Genomic DNA, 18110 nt, shown 5'->3' on the forward strand with positions numbered 1-18110 from the left:
CTATGGGGCGTTGGCGCTGAGCTGCTCGAGGAGAGCCTGGGCGGCTCGGTCCATGGCGTCGCCGTCGTAGGGATCCAGGTCGACGGAGTTGAAGCTCTGGATCAGGGCGCCGTTCTGGACGAAGCCGGTGACGGCGTACGAGTTGACGCCCTGCTGGGTGACCAGTCGCGCGTCATCGGCGCCCTTGACCTCGGGCTCGCTGACCTTGCCGGACTTCACGTCCATGGTCTTCCACGCTTCCGCGAGGGTGCCTTTGAAGGGCAGGTAGTTCAGCTCGTACGCAGTCCCGCCCGACTCCTCGGGGAGCAACGCGCAGCGGGGTGCCGCCGAGGTGCCCTTCTCGACGCGGAGCTTGGCGCCGAGGGCCTTCTCCACGGGGGCGATGTCGAGGCCGTCGCACGGGTTGAACGCCTTCTCGGAGGCCTGCCCGGACGCTGACGCGGACGCGGATGCCGACGGAGCGGCGGGATCCTCGGCCCCACAGGCAGCGAGGAGGAGCAGCGCCAGCAGACTGGGCGCGAGGACGGTGTATCTCAATGATTCAGCACTTCCGTGGGCGGTTCGGTCGGCCGGGGTGAGGCCGAGCCGGGCAGGCGCATGGTCATCCGGGCGCCACCGTGCGGGGAGCGGGCCGCGGAGACCGACCCGCCGGTGCGCTCGGCCACCTGCCGGACGATAGCGAGGCCGAGCCCCGAGCCGGGCATCGAGCGTGCCTCGGTGGAGCGGTAGAACCGGTCGAAGACGTACGGGACGTCGGCCTCGGCGATGCCCGGTCCCTCGTCGTCGACGTTGAGCACGCCGGCGTGGAGGGAGATGTGCACCGTGCCGGAGGCCGGGGACCACTTGGCGGCGTTGTCGAGCAGGTTGGTGACCGCCCGTTCCAGCGAGCTGGCGTCGCCCATGACCCACCACGGCGACATCTCCTCGGTGAAGGTCACCGATGGTGCGCGCAAGCGGACCCGGGAGAGCGCCCGATCCACCACCTCGGAGAGGTCGACCGTATCCAGCGTCGGCTCGGCGGGCTCGTCGCGGGCCAGCTCGACGAGGTCGCCGATCAGGTTGGTGAGCTCCTCGATCTGGGCGCGGATGTCGCCGAGCAGGTCGGCCCGCTGCTCGCCCGAGATCGAGGCGTCGGCCTGGGTGAGGAGCTCGACGTTGGTGCGGAGCGAGGTCAGCGGCGTACGCAGCTCGTGGGAGGCGTCCGCCACCAGCTGCCGCTGCCGGTCGCGGGACGCAGAAACCGTGGAAAGCATCCGGTTGAACGAGGTGGCCAGCCGGGCTATCTCGTCGTCGCCCTCGACCGGCAGCGGGGTGAGGTCCTCGGTGGTCGCGATCCGGTCGACCGAGGCGGTCAGCCGCCGCACCGGACGCAGCCCGCCGGCTGCCACGACCCACCCGGCGAAGGCAGCCGCGACGACCCCGGCCGCGCCGAAGAAGAGCACCACGAACCCGAGCCGCTTGTACATCTCCTGCTGTGGCCCCAGCGACTGCGCCAGCATCAGCGCGGAGTTGCTCTCGGGGATCGGGACGGTTACGACCCGGAAGACGCCAACCGTGGTGTAGACCGTACGGACCGACTGCTTGGCCTCGCGTTTGGCCACCGCCTCCTCCGGCACGCCGGGCCGAGGGAACGTACCAAGTGTCGGCGACCAGTAGTTGTGCGAGTCGACGACCTCGGCGACCTGGATGTCGCCGGCGTTGAGCACCCAGGTCGGGAAGGATTCACCTGTTCGCGCGTCCTGGATCGACGCGGTGTTGGCCGCGGCGGAGGTGGCCCGCTTGAGCAGCGACTCGTCCATGTTGGCCTGCAGCTGGATACGTACGACGAAGTAGAGCCCGACCGCGATCAGTGCGATCGAGCCGGCGACCGCGAGGGTCGTCAGCAGGGTGACCCGGCCCGCCAGAGAGCCGCGGTAGCGCGAGCTGGTGGCCGTCATGGTCACGGCGCTGCTCACGGCTCCTTCAGGACGTAGCCGATGCCGCGTACGGTGTGGATGAGCCGGGTTTCACCCTCTGCCTCGGTCTTGCGCCGCAGATAGCCGACGTAGACCTCCAGCGAGTTGGCCGTCGTCGGGAAGTCGTAGCCCCAGACCTCTTCGAGGATGAAGGACCGGTCGAGTACGCGGCGGGGCCGGCGCAGGAACATCTCCAGGAGCGTGAACTCGGTGCGGGTGAGCTCGATGGGCCGATCGCCCCGGGTCACCTCGCGGGTGGTGGTGTTCATGGACAGGTCGGCGAAGTGCAGCGTCTCCTCGTCCTCCTCGCCGATCGGGGCGGCCCGGCGCAGCAGGGCGCGCAGCCGGGCCAGCAGCTCCTCGAGCGCGAACGGCTTGGTGAGGTAGTCGTCGGCCCCGGCGTCCAGGCCGTCGACCCGGTCGCCGACGGCGTCGCGCGCGGTCAGCACCAGGATCGGTACGTCGTTGCCGGCTGCCCGCAGCGCCTTGGTGGCCTCGATGCCGTCGAGCCGGGGCATCATCACGTCCATCACGACGACGTCGGGACCGTGGTTGGCGATGCCGGCGAGCGCCTCGGCACCGTCGCCGGCCAGAGCGACCACATAGCCGTTGAACTCCAGTGACCGGCGCAGCGACTCACGCACGGCCTTGTCGTCGTCGACGACCAGCACGTGCGGCTTGTCGCCGGAGCTGTCGCTCGGGGTGGCAGAGCTGTTCACACTCCTACCCTGCCACCCCTCGCTGAGTCGCTACTGAGAACGACCCGGGTGTTTTGCTAAGCGTTCTCCTTGCGGAAGGTGGAGATGCCCCACCACACCGCGAGTGCGAACAGGACGACGGTCCACCCGACGCCCCAGCCGATGTCGGCCGGCCCGAGGTCACCGAAGAACGAGGCGCGCACCGCGTCGACGATGTGCTTGGTCGGGATGACGTCGGCCAGCGTCTCCAGCCACTGGGCGCCGAAGTTCATCGGCAGGAAGATCCCCGACAGCAGCAGGATCGGCATCAGCAGCATGTTGGTCACCGGCGCCATCACGTCCTCGCTCTTCACGAGCAGGGCGAACGCGTTGGAGGCGGCCGCGCCGGCGCCGCCGATCAGCACGGTGATCGCGATCCCGACCAGGATGCCGAGCGGCTTGAAGTCCATGCCCATCACCAGGCCCAGGGCGACCAGGATGATCGCCTGCACCAGGATCTGCAGCAGGTCGCGGTAGAGACGCCCGAACAGCAGCGCGCCGCGCGATGCCGGGGTCACCCGCTCGGCCTCGATGACGCCTTCGCGCCACTCGCCGATCAGCGAGAAGCCGGCGAACATGGCTCCGAAGATGCCGAGCTGGACGAGCATGCCGGGGACGAACCAGTTGTAGGCGTTGCCACCGAGCCGCTCGATCAGCGGCTCGAGCAGCGGGCCGAAGAGCACCAGGTAGAGGATCGGCTGCATCACGCCGATGAGCACCCAGGCCGGGTTGCGGAGGTTCATCCGCAGCTGACGGTTGAAGACGACCATCGACTCCCGGAAGAAGCCGGACCTCAGGACGGGCTGCTGGAACTCCGTCATGCGGAGGCCTCCTCGGTCTCGGGCGCGCCCGCATCGGCGTCGCGCAGAGTGCGTCCGGTCAGTGTCAGGAAGACGTCGTCCAGCGTGGGCCGGGCGACCTCGATCGACTCCAGCGAGACGCCGTTGGACTCCAGGTCGCGCAGCAGCCCGGGGACGGCCTTGCCGGCCCGCGGCACCCGGCCGCTGACCAGTCGCTCGTCGACCTCGACGCTCTCCGAGATGGAGCCGAGCTTCTCGCGCGCGATCGCGACCTGCTCGTCGGTGGCGACCTCCAGGGAGACCAGGTCGCCGGAGACGGCGGCCTTGAGGTTCTCCGGGGTGTCGTTGGCGACGATGCGGCCCTGGTCGATGACCATCACCCGGTCGGCGAGGGTGTCGGCCTCGTCGAGGTAGTGGGTGGTCAGGAAGACCGTCGCCCCGTGGTCCGTACGCAGCGACGCGATGTGGTCCCACAGGTTGGCCCGCGCCTGCGGGTCGAGGCCGGTGGTGGGCTCGTCGAGGAAGACCAGCTTGGGGGCGTGGATCAGCGCCATCGCGATGTCGAGGCGGCGCTTCTGCCCGCCGGACATGTTGCGCGGTTTGCGGCGCCACAGCCCGTCGAGCTGAAGCCGCTCGAAGAGCGCCTGCCCGTGGGCGACAGCGTCCTTCTTGGACATCCCGTAGAGCATCCCGTGGTCGACGACCTCGTCGCCCGCATAGGCGCCCGAGAAGGTCGATCCGACCTGGGAGCAGTAGCCGATGCTCCGCCTGACGTCGACGGACTGCGTGGCCACGTCGAAGCCCGCCACCGTGGCGGTGCCGGCCGTGGGCTTGAGGAGGGTGGTGAGGATGCGGAGGGTGGTGGTCTTGCCGGCGCCGTTCGGGCCCAGGAAGCCGACCACCTCGCCCTCTTCGACGTCGAGGTCGACCCCGTCGACCGCGACGACTTCTTTCTTCTGCTTGCCATGGCCGGAGGCGAAGGTGTGCCTCAGGCCGCGTGCGTGAATCATGTGTCACTCCCTTGTGCGTGCGAGTCCAGACAAGCACGGACCATCGACAACAATCACCCGGTTTTACTCAGGTGTTCAAAATTGAATATCGTGAGTGTTCAATTTTGAATCCAGATTGTCAAACCAATTCGGCTCGCCCCCCGCCGGCTCAGCCGCGCAGCATCTCCCGGTAGCGCTTCCGGTCGGCGTCCATCTGCCACCCCGGGTCGTCGTCGGCGGGCGCCCAGTCGGAGGTCTCGCCGACGAAGAAGAGCTTGCCGCTGCGTACGTCGTCCAGGACCTCCACCAGCCACGCCCGCTCGGAGCGGAGCTTGTCGAGCTGGAGGTGCAGGGCGGAGACGGTGTGGGGCGGCACCATGCGGACGTTCACCCGGACCGCGGCGTCGAGCTCCTTGATCGTGCGCTCGAGGTTCTTCAGGCGGATGCTCAGGTGCTGGACCACGGCCGGCCGTTCGAGCAGCGGCACCAGCGAGAACGCGGCGTAGAAGGAGAGCCCGTTGTAGGCGTCGACGGCCTCCAGTGAGCGGGTGACCAGGCGCTCCAGCTCCGCGCGCCCGCTGGCACTGATCTCGTAGACCGCGACCGTACGCCCGTTGTCGACCAGATCGTGCCTGGTCAGATGGCCCTTGTCGGTCAGCGAGGTCAGCGCGTGGTAGATCGAGCCCGGGTTGATGTTGGCCCACTGGTCGACCTGCCACGACATCAGCTCGCGCCGGATCTGGTAGCCGTTGACGGGCTCGAACAGCGCCACCGCCCCCAGCAGCAGCATCCGTGTGTCGTCTCCGGCCATAGGGAGATTCTAGGGGCGGCACGACCGGGCCTCAGTGGGACGTCAGCTGCCAGAGATGGCCGTCCGGGTCCGCGACGAGGGCGCGGTACTCGCCCCACGGCGCCGCCTCCGGCGCGAGAACGATGCGTCCGATCGCCGTCGCGGCCGTATAGCGAGCCTCGACCTCGTCGCGCGAGTCGAGCTCGATCGTGACCAGGCACTGCTTCGGGTCCTCCGGTGAAGGCGGGGTCGCCGCGTCCATCGGCTCGTCGCCGAGCTGGCCGGTGACCCACTTGAACCCGCCGGTGGGGATCATCATCACCTCGCAGGTCTCCGAGAGGGTGGCCCGCAAGGGCTCCGGAACGCCGTCGTCGGCGAGCTCGCCGGGTGTCTCGAGACCGAGGCCGTCGCGGAGGAAGACATGGGACCGGGACCGGTCGCGGGTGGGCAGGGCGATCGTCGTACGCATCGGTTCTCCTCAGTGGCAGCAGTGGTCGGTGGCCGGGGCGTGGTCGGAGCCGAGATCGTCGTCGCGCCCGGCGGCGATCCGCGACCACTGCGCCGTCGGACGACCGCTCACGCCGGCGCGATGGTTGGTCGTCGGGGACTCCTCGCTGCGGAACTGGCTGCCCTCGCCGCCCGCGCGCCGGGGCCAGCCCTCCGGCGAGTCCTCCCAGGCCTCCTGCCGTCCGTAGACGGTCATGTCCAGGATCCCGTACGACGCCGACATCGGCTCCACGCCACGACCAGTGGTGCGGTAGGTCTCGAAGACCCGGTCGCCGTCGCGGACATAGCAGACCTTCCCGCCGAAGAACCCGCGTGCGTCGAGGGGGTCCCAGGACTCCTCGGGCACCGAGTACCACGGCATCTCCCACCCCATGAAGTCCCGGTAGCGGGAACTCTCCGGATAGGGACCCTGGCAGAGGGCCGCGTACGTCACCCCGCGCGAGTGCAGGTAGCCGAGCTCGCCCACCCCGCCGCTGAAGAACGTGCACCCCTCGCACTGGTCCGCTGCGGCGTGACCGGTGTGCCACATGTGGTAGCTCGCGAAGAGCTGCGTACGCCCCTCGAAGGCGTCCAGCAGGGTCACCCTCCCGGCGGCCCCGTCGAGCGGTGCGGTCGCGTCGACCTCGGTCATCGGGAGCCGTCGGCGCGCGGCGGCGAGGGCGTCGCCCGTGCGCGTGTGCGCTTTCTCGCGGTCGAGGAGCGCGGCTCGCTCGTGCAGATAGGTCGTCCGGTCGACGACCGGAGGCAGTGGGGTAGTGGTCATATGGGCTACGTTAAACATAGTTGATACTCTTGTGAAGAGAGTTAGGTGGGTCGATGCCGAAGAAGCAGAGCTATGCGGAGCTGGGTGACGCCTGCGCCACCGCGCACGCCATGGACGTCATCGGAGACCGATGGAGCATGGTGATCGCGCGCGAGCTGCTGCTCGGTCCGCGCCGCTTCGCGGACCTCGCCTCGGCCGTCGTCGGGATCACGCCGGCCGTCCTCACCTCCAGGCTCAAGGCCCTGCGCGACAGCGGCGTCGTCGAGCAGGCACAGCTCGACGACCTGGGACGGACCCGCGTCTACCGGCTCACCGAGTGGGGGCAGGGGCTCGAGGACGTGATGCGGTCGCTCGGTCACTGGGCGCAGCGCTCGCCCGGCTTCCCGGTGCCGGAGGGGAGCATGACTCCCGATGGGGTGATCGTCGCGATGCGCACCATGGCCCCCTACGCCACGATGCCCGAGTGGGGTGACGGCCCGGTCCGGATCGCGATCGAGCTGCACGACGAACGGCGTCCCGCCGCGGGCGTACGCCGCTACCGGCTGCACTGGGACGCCGAGGGTTTCGAGCTGACCGAGGGTGCGGAGGATGCGCCCGAGGCGACCGTCTCCGGCGACTCGTCCGCGTGGGCGGGCGTGGTCTTCTCCGGCGCGCCGGCCGGCTCGGTCGGCATCGAGGGCGACCGGCGGGCCGTGGAGCGGGTCGCCGCTGCGTACGCCGCGATCTCCTAGGGACGGCATTTCACCGGCACGCCGGGACCTCTGGCTCTGATGACGCGTAGTTCGGGCTCACTACTCTCGACGGGATCGGATGACTCGGAGAGGATCGACGTGACCCTGAACCTGACGTACGGGGACCTGGGAGACGCGTGCGCGGCGGCGCACGCACTGGACCTGATCGGTGATCGGTGGAGCCTGATCGTGGTGCGCGAGCTGATGTTCGGCCCGCGCACGGCACGGGACCTGGAGTCCTCCGTGATCGGGGTCAGCGCCGATGAGCTCAAGGACCGGCTGCAGTTCCTCGAGCACGCCGGCGTCGTGGTCGAGACCGAGCTCGGCTACATCACCAAGACCACGGCCTACGCCCTCACACCGTGGGGACGCGAGCTCGAGACGATCCTCGGAGCGCTCGGACGGTGGGCCCACGGCTCGTCCCGCTTCCCGATCATGACCGCCGGGATGACGCCCAGCGGCGTGATGGTGGCGATGCGCACGATGGTGCCCGTCGGCAGCGCGACCACCCCGGAGCCGATCAGCGTCGCCTGGGAGCTGACCGACGTACGCCGTCCGGACGCCGACCCGCAGCAGTTCCGGCTGGTCTGGACGGGCAACCAGTTCGACCTCGCCGAGGGCACCCTCGAGGACGCCGACGTCACCATCGCGGGCGACTCGACGGCCTGGACCGGTGTCGTGTTCATGGGCTTCCCGGTGGACGCGGCGATCGCCGAGGCCGGGCTCCAGGTCGAGGGTGACCGCGCCGCGCTGGACCGCGTGCTCGGGTTGTTCGCGAACACGCTCGCCAAGGCCAGTTGACGACGTCGGCTTCGCGGGAGAGGCCGATCTCCGAACGCGTCGACCGTCATGCCGCGTTGTTCAACACCTGCCAACGTTCGGGGAGGTGGGACGACTTCGTGGCAACGTTCACCGAGGACGCCGAGATGAAGTTCGTCGGGGTCCCGGCGGGTCCCTTCCGCGGACGGGAGGACATCCTCACGGCCTACCGAGCGCAGCCACCGGACGACACCATGACGATCGACTCGATGACGTCCGACGGCGCGACCGACCGTGTGCGTTTCCGCTGGGACCGCGGCGGAGCGGGGACGATGACCATCACCTGGCGCGGCGACCTGGTTGCGGTCCTCGAAGTCGCCTTCGACTGACCTCCAAGGCGTCCGAAGAAGCCGTCGGCTACGGGGTCGGCGAGACCGGATCGGCGCAGAAGGCGACCAGCTCGCCGCGGGCCTTGCCCTGCTCGATCAGGTGGCCGACGTCGAGGGTGACGTGCTTCAGCTCGCCCAGCGGGGAGCGGATGATGGCGCTCTCCCGGCGCCAGGGCGCGATCGTCGGAGGGGCCAGGCAGTGGTGCTGCTCGAGCATCGCTGCGAGCTCGGGCTGCTCCCTCTTCGCCAGCGACCGAGGCTCGGACGGCGTGGTGACGGCAACCAGACAGAAGGCCGCCAGCGCCGTCAGCGCGCAGACCTTCATGGCGAGGACGACCAGCATCAGAGGTCGCGGGGTGTCCGAGTGCACGCTGTATCTAACGACCGATCGGTGTCGCGGTGACGGGTCGTTCCGACACTATGACGAAAGTCCCATCCGGACACCGGGAGCAGAGCCGGAGCAGAGTCGCTAGTGTCACGTCATGCCTTCGCGTACGTCTTCCTGGTTCTCCTCGCCCGCCGAGGCCGTCACCCGCCTGGGAGACGTCGGCTACCTCGCGGACGACTCGACCGCGTTGACGACCTATCTCGCAGGGGCGCTGGAGAAGCCGGTGCTCATCGAGGGGCCGGCCGGGGTGGGCAAGACCGAGCTGGCCAAGGCGATCACTCGCGCGACCGGCGCCGAGCTGGTCAGGCTGCAGTGCTACGAGGGCCTGGACGAGGCCCGCGCGCTCTACGAGTGGAACTACAAGAAGCAGCTGCTTCGGATCCAGGCCGCCGGCGACGGCCAGGCGTGGGAGGAGACCCACGACGACATCTTCTCCGAGGAGTTCCTGCTGACCAGGCCGCTGCTCACCGCGATCCGCCGCGAGGAGCCGACGGTGCTGCTCATCGACGAGGTCGACAAGACCGACGTCGAGGTCGAGGGGCTGCTGCTCGAGGTGCTCTCCGACTTCCAGGTGACCATCCCAGAGCTCGGCACGATGACCTCGACCCGCCGTCCGCTGGTCGTACTCACCTCCAACGCCACCCGCGAGCTCTCCGAGGCGCTCAAGCGACGCTGCCTCTACCTCCACCTCGACTACCCCGACGCCGACCGGGAGCGCGAGATCGTGCTCTCCCAGGTGCCCGGGCTCGACGACAAGGTCGCCCGCCAGCTGGTCTCCGTGGTCGGTCGGCTGCGCGAGCTCGAGCTCAAGAAGGCGCCGAGCATCGCCGAGTCGGTCGACTGGGCGCGCACCCTGATCGCCCTGGAGATCACCGACCTCTCCGACAAGGCCGTCGCGGACACCCTCGGCGTCGTCCTCAAGCACTCCTCCGACGTCGACCGCGCGGTCCGAGAGCTGCGGTTGAAGAGGTGACGCTCCTCGACCGGCACATCGAGTTCCTCGAAGCGCTTCGGGGAGCGGGGCTGCCGGTGTCGCTCTCGGAGGGCCTCGACGCGGTCACCGCCCTCGGCCTGATCGGCTGGAACGACCGCGCCCAGGTCAAGGAGGCGTACGCCGCGACCCTGGTCAAGCGCGCCAACCAGCGGGCCACCTTCGACGGGCTCTTCGAGCTCTACTTCCCGCGGATGGTCGGCTCGGGGATGGACGCTGAGGCCGAGGCCGCCGGGGTGGCGAAGGACGGGCCCGAGGCGCTCTCCGAGTTCACCTCGCGGCTGAGCGAGGCGCTGGAGGCCGACGACGTCGAGATGCTCCGGCAGCTGGCCGCCGAGGCGGTGGCGCGCTTCGGCGCGATGCCCGGTCGTGGCCCCGGGCTGAGCTCGTGGTCCTCCTACACCGCGCTGCGCCGGCTCTCGACCGACGAGCTCACCTCGCGGCTCATCGAGGGACTCCAGCAGGGCGGCTGGACCGAGGAGGAGGCGGCGCGCGTCGGGACCCGACGCGTCGATCGGTTCAGCGGTCTCGTCGAGGCCGACGCCCGCCGCCGGATCGCGGAGGAGAAGGGCCCCGAGCAGATCGCCAAGATCGCCGTACGCCCCACCATCGAGAAGCTCGACTTCCTGCACGCCCGCCGGGCCGACCTGGAGGCGCTCCGGCGCGAGATCTACCCCCTGGCGCGCCGCCTCGCGACGAGGCTCACCCAGGAGCATCACGCGCGGCGGCGCGGAGCGGTGGACCTGCGGCGTACGCTCCGGTCCTCGATGTCCACCGGCGGCGTCCCCGTCGACCTGCGCTACCGCCCGAAGCGGCCGCATCGCACCGAGCTGGTCATCCTGTGCGACGTGTCGGGGTCGGTCTCCAACTTCGCCACCTTCACGCTGATGCTCGTCTTCGCGCTGCGGGAGCAGTTCGGCAAGGTGCGGGCGTTCACGTTCGTCGACGAGATCCACGAGGTCACGTCCTATTTCCGTCCCGGCGCCGATCTGGTCGACACCATGACCGAGCTGACCAAGGCGACCGAGCACGCGGCCCGGATGGGGCGCACCAACTACGGCCGGGCCTTCTCCCTCTTCCAGGAGCGGCACGCCGACGCGCTCGGCCCCAAGTCGTCGCTGCTGATCCTCGGCGACGCCCGCTCCAACTACTCCGACCTCGCCGTCGGCTCGCTGCGCGCGATGGCCGAGTCGGCGCGGCACTCCTACTGGCTCAACCCCGAGGTGCGTACGCAGTGGGACACCGGTGACTCGGAGGCGACCCGCTACGGGTCGATCATCGAGATGCGGGAGTGCCGCAACCTCACCCAGCTCTCCGAGTTCGTCCACGACCTCGCGTAACGCAGTTCGTGCCGTTCACGGGACCGTTCAAGACCGAGAGTTGGGTTGATGGAGGAGACGCGGAGCACGTACGTCTTCACCTGGCGCACGTGAACTCGGCGATGAGGCGGCGTTTCGACTGCTGACCTGGGGAGTGCCAGGCGTACCTGGTGCGCCTGGCACTCCCCAGGTCCTCCGTATTCAGTGCGGTCGAAGAGCACGAGCTCGGATTTCTGGGTGGATGGTGAGGATGGTGCTACCAACGTCTCTGCGGGTGCCAGCGAACCTGCTCCGTGGTCAGGGTCTAGCAGCAGCAGATCAGCGACGACGTGCTGCGACGAACTCCTGCGTGAGGCGATTGATGCACACGAGAGGGTTGCTGGCTCGCAGGATGTTCGTGAGGCCAGGATGCTTCTTGAGGAAGCGGGCTGGCAGTTCGACGACGAATAGTTGGCCTTGCCGACACTGCAAGGGGGCCGCTGCCACCCCCCCCTGTCACTGCAGCTTGAGGTCCAGCCCGTAGACGATCCGGTCGGCGACACCGACCGAGTCGGTGATGCAGACGACCCGGTCGTCGGCGAGGAACCGGCGCCGGTCGGAGAGGACCGGGGTGCCGTCGGGGATCTGCAGGTCGAAGGTCTCCTGCGGCGTCGGCATCCGTGACTCGATGTCCATCGCGACCGTGGTGACCTTCACGCCGACCGTGGCCAGCAGGTCCTTGATCGGCGGCTGCGGCCAGTCGTCGGTGGGGGTCGCGAGCGGGGTGTCGATGACCAGCGGATACGGGATGTAGGCCGTGGTGCGGTATTCGGCGGTGTCACCGCTGATGAAGAAGGTGTAGGTGGTGCTGAGGAGCTCGCCACGCGGGTCGATCTCGAAGGCCGCCCCCAGCTTCTCGCCGGCTGCGATCACCTCGTAGGTGTGCTCGACCGAGAGACCGTCGTCCGGGCCCCGTGGCGGCTGGTTGTAGGCCGCGTCCGGTTTCGCCGGGTGGCTCCGGTCGGTGATCAGCATGCTCATCAGGTCGTAGCGGGTCTTGGTGGCGTCGCGTACGAAGACGCCTCGGCCCTGCTCGCTGGTGATGAGGCCCTCGTTGCGCAGCACCGCCAGACCTCGCCGGATCGTGGCGCGGTCGTAGGGGAAGGTGTCCATCAGCTCGGGTTCGGTCGGTAGACGCTCGCCCGGCAGATAGGTGCCGTCGTCGATCTGGGCCCGCAGGTAGTCGGCCACGTGAAGGTATTTCGGCAGGCCGCGCGGACGGGGGTTGCTCATAGGAGAACACGTTACTGAGCCGTACAGATCCCGAATAGCCGCATAGCCCCACCCTTTCCGCCTTGACCCATTGCAATGAGTGGACTTATGGTCGAAGACGTCTCGGGGCGTTGGGCGGCATGGCCCGGCTGTGACACCGGCGTCTCGAGGCACTCCACGACGAGAGCCATCGACATTCCTTGGGGGGAATTCGTGTTCGTAGACGACAGACTCAGCATGGGGTCCAGCGAGAGGCCGCCGGTCCTGGCCAAGGACCCGCTGGTATATCGGACCGACCGGGGCAGCTTCTGGCACCTTCGCTCGCTCAAGAGGAGCAGCGGGTACGTCCTGACCGTGTGCGGCCGCCGCCTGGGCACGTGGCACGTGCTGCCGCCGCGCAGGCTCAGCAGGGTCGCGCCCAACCAGGTCTGCGTCGGGTGCCTGCGCAAGACACCGATCGGCGAGGTGAAGCGGCCGGGTGGCTCAGGCGACTTCCAACAGGCTGAGGTCGGTGAGCCACTCGACCGGCGCGACATCATCCGTGTAGACCGTCCCGCCCCGGACGGCCGGCTCGAGCCGGGCGGCGGAGTCGAGGAGGGTCCTGGCCAGGTCCGGGGGCTGATTCTCGGCGGTGGCGACGAGATCGGCGGTCGGATCGGCTTCCGGATCGACGGTTGCGATCAGGTGGGTGTTGGTCGGACCCGAGTCCGAGCGCCACACGGCCTCGCCGAACGAGGTCCGCAGCGTTGCGGTGAGGACCTTCTCGAGCGCTGTGGAGCCTTCCGGGTGGGCTGAGTTCACGACGAGCACCCCGCCCGGGTTCAGGTGGTCCTTCGCCAGTGCGAAGAACTCCTTCGTGGTCAGGTAGAACGGGATGTAGGGCTGGTGGTAGGCGTCGACCATGATCGCGTCGTACTTCCGGGTCTGCTTCTGCAGCCATGGGCGGGCGTCGGCGGTGTGGAGGTGGAGGTTCGGCTGCTCCTGGAGGCCGAAGAGCTCCTTGCCGACCTCGGTGACGTCCTCGTCGATCTCGACGGCGTCCACCCGGGTCTCGGGGGCGAAGTGGCCGAACTGGCGCGCGGTCGTCCCGGCGGCCGAGCCCAGGATCGCCACCGATCTCGGGGCCTCCGCGCCGGCGTACGACAGCGAGAGCATCTCGTCCCAGTAGGCGCCGGTGAGCCACTCGCCCTCGGTGTAGACCGAGTGCACCGCGTGGCCCTCGTTGAGCTCGAGGTAGCGGCTGCCGTCGTCGTACTCGACCACGCGGGCGTACTGGTATTCCGTCTCCTTCTCCCAGATCACCTCGCCGCCGTTGCTGGTCAGCGTCTTGATGGACCCGGTCGGCAGCGCGATCAGGCCGAGGATCGCCACCGGCACGATCGCGGCCGGCAGGCGCCGCCTGACCAGGTGCGGGATCGCGCAGACCGCCATGCAGAGGGCGAAGATCAGGAACGTACGCCGCGTCCCGACCACGGGGATGAGGAACAGCGAGGCGGCGAAGGTGCCGACGAGGGAGCCGACCGTCGAGATCGCGTAGAGGCGCCCTGCCGTGTGGCCGGCGTCCTCGACGGTGTCCACGCTCAGTCGGACGGCGTAAGGACTGGCGATGCCCAGCAGGAACAGCGGGATCGCGAGCAGCACGCCGACGCCCACCAGCGAGCCGGCGAAGGTGGCGATGCTGAGCTGGTCGACCGCCTTGACCGCGAGCGGGAGGAACGGGTCGGCGATGAACGGCACGGCGGCCAGGAGGGCGGCGGCGACGAGCACGATCTTGGCGAGGCCTGAGGAGTGCGGGTTCCGGTCGGCGAGCCTGCCGCCGACGGCGTAGCCGATCGCGAGCGCCACCAGCACCGTCGCGATCGTGTTGGCCCATACGATCGTCGAGTCGCCGAACCACGGAGCGAGCAGTCGAGCCGCGGCCACCTCCGCTCCCAGCGTGCCGGCACCGACGGTGAAGACGAGGAGCTCGAGCGCACGCGCACGCAGTTTCATGCACGTGAACCTATCCGGCAGCTCCAACGTCGGCGCACGAGCCCGGTTCCGGCGTACGCCGCACCCTGATCCCGTCGAGCACTGCGGGCTGTCCGAGGAGTACGCCGCCGAGCACCAGCGCCATCCCGAGGGCGCTCGTCGGGGTGAGATGCTCGCCCGCGAGAACGAGGCCGATGAGGATCCCGGCGACCGGGTTGAGCAGGCCGATCAGTGACACCGCGGCGGCGGGCAGCCGCCGGGCGCCACGGAACCAGACGGCGTACGCGAGGACGGTGCCGACGAGGCCGATGTAGGTGTAGCCCCCGACCGCCGGCAGGTCGAGAGCCGGAGGCGGGCCTTCGACGAGGAGGGCCACCGGCGCGAGGACGAGGCCGCCCAGGACGAGCTGCCAGGCGGTGAAGGTGAGCAGCCCGACCGGCGGTTGCCAGACCTTGACCAGGATGAAGCCGGTCGAGAAGACCGCCACCGAGGCGAAGGCCGCCAGGACGCCGATCAGGTCGAGGCTCACGCCGCCGCGGAGCACCAGCAGGGCGACGCCGATGGCGCCGACGACCCCGGCCACGAGGGACCCGATCCGAGGTCGCTCGCCCGCGAAGGCCCAGGCGAGGAGCATCACCATGATCGGCGAGACCGCGGTCAGGGTCGCGGCGAGGCCGCCGGGGAGACGGTAGGCGGCGACGAAGACGAGGGTGAAGAACGCCGCGAAGTTGAGCAGCCCGAGCGCTGCCGTGCGCCACCACCAGGAGCCGCGGAGCAGGCCGGGCCGGAGCGCGAGGAGCAGCAGGCCGAAGGGGAGCGCCCGGACCACCGCGCCGAACAGGGGTCTGTCCGGCGGGAGGAAGGTGGCGGTGACGAAGTAGCCCGATCCCCAGGCCACCGGGGCGATCGCGGTCAGCGCGAGGGTGACGAATCTACTTTCCATGGAAGAGATAATATCTTCCGCGTCAGATATATTCCAGGTCATGGCAGACCACGTCTCGACCGTGATGGCGCAGTGGGAGCAGGAGCGCCCCGACCTCGATGTCACCCCGCAGGCCGTCATCGCCAGGCTCCACCGCCTCGCGCTGCGCCTCACCGACGAGCTCGTCGAGGTCTATGCGCAGCACGGACTGGGCGAGGGGGAGTTCGACGTGCTCGCGACGCTTCGGCGGCAAGGTGCACCGTACGCGTTGACGCCGAAGGAGCTCGGTGAGCAGACGATGGTGTCCTCGGGGGCGGTCACCAAGCGCGTCGACCGCTGTCTGGCTCAGGGCTGGGTCAGCCGGGGGCGCCGCGACGAGGACGGCCGCGGCCGCCGGATCACGCTGACCGAGAGCGGACGCGAGCTGATCGACGCGGCTTTCACCGACCACATCGCCAACGAGCACCGCCTGCTCGCCGTCTTCACCGCGGCCGAGCGCCGCTCGCTCGCCCGGCTCCTCGAGAAGTGGGCCGAGCAGACCGGGGCTTGAGCTTGCCCCAAGGGGAAGCACCAATCTGCTTCCACCGGTGACCTTCACCGGGGAGGATGGTGATCATGAGCGAGCGGCAGCGAGCGACCATAAGCCTCAGGCGACCGCTCTCGTATGCTGGCGCTTGCGCCACGGGAGCGGTCGCATGAGCGGCCTGGAGGGGCTTGTGAACATCGGCGACTTCGCCCGGGCGACCGGGCTGACGCCGAAGGCGCTGAGGTTGTACGACGACCTCGGTCTGCTGTTGCCTGCCGAGGTGGACCCCCGTTCGGGCTACCGCCGCTATGCCCCTGACCAGGTAGGACAGGCTCGTCTGGTGGCGACGCTGCGCCTGGTCGGCATGCCCTTGGCCCGGATCCGGGAGATTCTCGACATGCCGCCCGCCGCCTCGGCGGCGGAGATCGAGAGGTACTGGCGCCAGGTCGAGGCCGACACGGCAACACGTCGCACCATGGTCTCCATCCTCGTCCACGCGATGAGGAACGAGGCACAACCGATGACAACCACCACCGAAAGACTGCACGCGGAGTTCGGCGTCAGCCACGAGCAGGGTGGCCGCGCCACCCAGCAGGACGCCATCCTGGTCACCCCCGAGCTGATCGCCGTCGCCGACGGTTTCGGGGATCGCGATGATCTCGCGGGGGCGGTCCTGACCGCGTACGCCGCGGGTGGGCTGAGCTCGGCGATCCAGGAGGTCTTCGCCGAGGTGCCGAAGTCGGGGACCACCCTGACCGCGGTCGACCTGCGCGGCTCCGTCGCGCGGATCACCCACATCGGCGACGCGAGGGTCTACCTCGTGCGGGACGGGGACGTACGCCAGGTCACCCATGACCACACCGTCGTCGCCGCCATGGTCGAGGCGGGCCAGCTGACTCTCGACGAGGCTCGCTCCCACGAGCACCGGGCACTGCTCAACCGCGCCCTCGTGCCGGGCGTCGTCGCCGACGAGATCTCCCTCGACCTGCTGCCCGGCGACCGGCTGGTCCTGACCACCGACGGGGTCCACTCCTACGTGGACGACCTCGACGCCCTGATCACCGCCGAGGCGGGACCGCAGGAGGTCGCCGACGCGGTCGCCGCCGCCGTCGTCGCTGCCGAGGAGCCGGACAACCACACCGTCGTCGTCGCCGATCTGGCCTGACTTCTCCGGGTATCCCTTGCCCCTAGCCCCGCCGCCACCACCAACGCCGCTTCGGCGCAGGGCTCCCCTCGTCCAGCTCGGCGGCAGCGGCGGCGAAGGAGTCGCGCAGGGAGGGGTGGACGAGCTCGATCTCGGGGTGCTCGTCGAGCGTCTGGGCGATCCGGCGGGTGAGTCGCTTGCCGACGCTGGCGATGTGCCGGACGACGGCGTCGACCTCGGCGTCGGTGAGCCGTTGCGCATGGAAGGGCTTCTGCGGCTTCTCCCGCAACAGCTCGCGCATGGGCTCGAGGGAGTCGATGTCGTAGCGCAGCGCCAGCGCGTGCAGCTCGTCGTCGGCGATCTTCCGGAGCCGTTCGTGGTCGGCGGGAGGAATCAGGGTGTAGCTCGTCGGCCCGAGCGGACAGGACTGGAGGTGGATGTCGAGGCGCTCCTGCAGCTGCGGCCCGAGCGGGAGGGCGTTGAGCGCGCGCTTGATCTCGAGCGCGTGCAGCGAGTAGGAGAGGTTGACCTGCGCCAACGACAGGTCGCCTAGCTCGGCGGTGTCGATCCCGGCGGTGTCGAGCAGGTCGGTGAGCAGGTTGTCACCGACGAAGAGCTCCGGCAGGTAGGGCCGGAGGACGAGCCGGGAGCGCACCGCCTCGGAGTCGAGCGCGTGGTAGAGGTGCTCGTGGCCCAGCCACCCGCCGTACGCATCGGGCGACGGCTCGAACGGATCCACATGCGCCAGCCGCTTGACCCGCTGGTTGTAGTCGGACTCGAGGAAGGCGAGGGGATCGCGGACATACAGCACGAACCTGGTCTGTGGTGGCAGCAGCTCGGCGATCCCGGGCAGCTCGGGAAGGAACGCCTCTGAGGAGAGCAGCAGCGTGTGGCAGCCGCTGGCCTCGAACTCCTCCAGCGTCCTGGCGACCTCCCGGGGCGAGGCCACGAAGAGCGGGCCGGAGCGTTCCATGAGGGAGCCGGCGTTGCCGGCGCTGACGCCGTTCTCGTCGACACGGTGCTGTGGGTAGAAGATCCCGGCCCGGGCGAGTTCCTCGGTGTGGGCGATGAGGAAGGCCTGGACCGCGGAGGTGCCCGTCTTGGGGAGGCCGGCGTGGACGACGATGGACTTCACAGGGACCGATCAGGGTAGGCGTCAGAGAGCCCGCCGCAGTCGA

The 18110-nt window shown here is 69.4% G+C and carries 20 protein-coding genes; 7 read left to right on the forward strand and 13 right to left on the reverse strand.

Annotation, left to right across the window (positions count from 1 at the left end):
• The 8 genes from ACIA03_RS13970 to ACIA03_RS14005 form a co-directional block, all read right to left on the reverse strand.
• Nucleotides 1–537, reverse strand: coding sequence for a hypothetical protein (locus ACIA03_RS13970; RefSeq protein WP_396983353.1), 537 nt, complete (start codon nucleotides 535–537; stop codon nucleotides 1–3).
• Nucleotides 534–1955 (reverse strand): ATP-binding protein, encoded by a 1422-nt coding sequence (locus ACIA03_RS13975; protein WP_396983355.1) that lies wholly within the window; start codon nucleotides 1953–1955, stop codon nucleotides 534–536. The genes ACIA03_RS13970 and ACIA03_RS13975 overlap by 4 nt, the downstream gene beginning before the upstream one ends.
• The gene (locus ACIA03_RS13980) at nucleotides 1952–2626 is read right to left on the reverse strand and encodes a response regulator transcription factor (protein ID WP_396983874.1); all 675 of its coding nucleotides are present in this window, start codon (nucleotides 2624–2626) and stop codon (nucleotides 1952–1954) included. Before ACIA03_RS13980 ends, ACIA03_RS13975 begins: the two co-directional genes overlap by 4 nt.
• A 104-nt stretch (nucleotides 2627–2730) precedes the next feature.
• A complete protein-coding gene (locus tag ACIA03_RS13985) occupies nucleotides 2731–3513 on the reverse strand; it encodes an ABC transporter permease (RefSeq protein WP_396983357.1) in 783 nt (260 codons plus the stop codon).
• Nucleotides 3510–4502 (reverse strand): ATP-binding cassette domain-containing protein, encoded by a 993-nt coding sequence (locus ACIA03_RS13990; RefSeq protein ID WP_396983359.1) that lies wholly within the window; start codon nucleotides 4500–4502, stop codon nucleotides 3510–3512. Before ACIA03_RS13990 ends, ACIA03_RS13985 begins: the two co-directional genes overlap by 4 nt.
• A 148-nt stretch (nucleotides 4503–4650) precedes the next feature.
• A complete protein-coding gene (locus tag ACIA03_RS13995) occupies nucleotides 4651–5292 on the reverse strand; it encodes a PadR family transcriptional regulator (RefSeq protein WP_396983362.1) in 642 nt (213 codons plus the stop codon).
• 31 nt (nucleotides 5293–5323) lie between these two features.
• Nucleotides 5324–5740 carry a VOC family protein gene (locus tag ACIA03_RS14000; protein ID WP_396983364.1) on the reverse strand — a complete coding sequence of 139 codons (417 nt, stop codon included), beginning with the start codon at nucleotides 5738–5740 and terminating at the stop codon, nucleotides 5324–5326.
• Nucleotides 5741–5749: 9 nt separating this feature from the next.
• Nucleotides 5750–6541 carry a DUF899 family protein gene (locus tag ACIA03_RS14005; RefSeq protein WP_396983367.1) on the reverse strand — a complete coding sequence of 264 codons (792 nt, stop codon included), beginning with the start codon at nucleotides 6539–6541 and terminating at the stop codon, nucleotides 5750–5752.
• A 53-nt stretch (nucleotides 6542–6594) separates the two neighbouring features.
• Here ACIA03_RS14005 and ACIA03_RS14010 point away from each other — a divergent pair, with 53 nt between their 5' ends.
• The 3 genes from ACIA03_RS14010 (at nucleotide 6595) to ACIA03_RS14020 (ending at nucleotide 8420) form a co-directional block, all read left to right on the forward strand.
• Nucleotides 6595–7272 (forward strand): winged helix-turn-helix transcriptional regulator, encoded by a 678-nt coding sequence (locus tag ACIA03_RS14010; RefSeq protein WP_396983369.1) that lies wholly within the window; start codon nucleotides 6595–6597, stop codon nucleotides 7270–7272.
• A gap of 99 nt (nucleotides 7273–7371) precedes the next feature.
• On the forward strand, nucleotides 7372–8073 hold the full coding sequence (locus ACIA03_RS14015) for a winged helix-turn-helix transcriptional regulator (protein WP_396983372.1): 702 nt from the start codon (nucleotides 7372–7374) through the stop codon (nucleotides 8071–8073).
• A complete protein-coding gene (locus tag ACIA03_RS14020) occupies nucleotides 8070–8420 on the forward strand; it encodes a nuclear transport factor 2 family protein (protein WP_396983374.1) in 351 nt (116 codons plus the stop codon). The genes ACIA03_RS14015 and ACIA03_RS14020 overlap by 4 nt, the downstream gene beginning before the upstream one ends.
• Nucleotides 8421–8448: 28 nt before the next feature.
• On the opposite strand, the gene ACIA03_RS14025 is transcribed toward ACIA03_RS14020, so the two are convergent.
• On the reverse strand, nucleotides 8449–8790 hold the full coding sequence (locus tag ACIA03_RS14025; RefSeq protein WP_396983376.1) for a hypothetical protein: 342 nt from the start codon (nucleotides 8788–8790) through the stop codon (nucleotides 8449–8451).
• Between the two features lie 112 nt (nucleotides 8791–8902).
• Between ACIA03_RS14025 and ACIA03_RS14030 the strand changes: the two genes are divergently transcribed.
• Nucleotides 8903–9781, forward strand: coding sequence for an AAA family ATPase (locus ACIA03_RS14030; protein WP_396983378.1), 879 nt, complete (start codon nucleotides 8903–8905; stop codon nucleotides 9779–9781).
• Nucleotides 9778–11139, forward strand: coding sequence for a VWA domain-containing protein (locus ACIA03_RS14035; RefSeq protein WP_396983380.1), 1362 nt, complete (start codon nucleotides 9778–9780; stop codon nucleotides 11137–11139). Before ACIA03_RS14030 ends, ACIA03_RS14035 begins: the two co-directional genes overlap by 4 nt.
• Before the next feature lie 474 nt (nucleotides 11140–11613).
• Here the strand turns inward: ACIA03_RS14035 and ACIA03_RS14040 are convergent, their stop codons facing one another.
• The 3 genes from ACIA03_RS14040 to ACIA03_RS14050 form a co-directional block, all read right to left on the reverse strand.
• Nucleotides 11614–12390 carry a GntR family transcriptional regulator gene (locus tag ACIA03_RS14040; RefSeq protein ID WP_396983382.1) on the reverse strand — a complete coding sequence of 259 codons (777 nt, stop codon included), beginning with the start codon at nucleotides 12388–12390 and terminating at the stop codon, nucleotides 11614–11616.
• Between the two features lie 462 nt (nucleotides 12391–12852).
• Nucleotides 12853–14361, reverse strand: coding sequence for a spermidine synthase (locus ACIA03_RS14045; RefSeq protein WP_396983384.1), 1509 nt, complete (start codon nucleotides 14359–14361; stop codon nucleotides 12853–12855).
• A gap of 10 nt (nucleotides 14362–14371) precedes the next feature.
• The gene (locus ACIA03_RS14050; protein ID WP_396983386.1) at nucleotides 14372–15283 is read right to left on the reverse strand and encodes an EamA family transporter; all 912 of its coding nucleotides are present in this window, start codon (nucleotides 15281–15283) and stop codon (nucleotides 14372–14374) included.
• Nucleotides 15284–15323: 40 nt separating this feature from the next.
• Here ACIA03_RS14050 and ACIA03_RS14055 point away from each other — a divergent pair, with 40 nt between their 5' ends.
• The gene (locus ACIA03_RS14055) at nucleotides 15324–15812 is read left to right on the forward strand and encodes a MarR family winged helix-turn-helix transcriptional regulator (RefSeq protein WP_396983388.1); all 489 of its coding nucleotides are present in this window, start codon (nucleotides 15324–15326) and stop codon (nucleotides 15810–15812) included.
• Nucleotides 15813–15957: 145 nt separating this feature from the next.
• On the forward strand, nucleotides 15958–16953 hold the full coding sequence (locus tag ACIA03_RS14060; protein ID WP_396983390.1) for a MerR family transcriptional regulator: 996 nt from the start codon (nucleotides 15958–15960) through the stop codon (nucleotides 16951–16953).
• A 22-nt stretch (nucleotides 16954–16975) separates the two neighbouring features.
• On the opposite strand, the gene ACIA03_RS14065 is transcribed toward ACIA03_RS14060, so the two are convergent.
• Nucleotides 16976–18067 (reverse strand): hypothetical protein, encoded by a 1092-nt coding sequence (locus ACIA03_RS14065; protein ID WP_396983392.1) that lies wholly within the window; start codon nucleotides 18065–18067, stop codon nucleotides 16976–16978.
• Between the last annotated feature and the right edge of the window lie 43 nt (nucleotides 18068–18110).

Source organism: Nocardioides sp. NPDC051685 (assembly GCF_044453405.1).
Lineage (GTDB): Bacteria > Actinomycetota > Actinomycetes > Propionibacteriales > Nocardioidaceae > Nocardioides.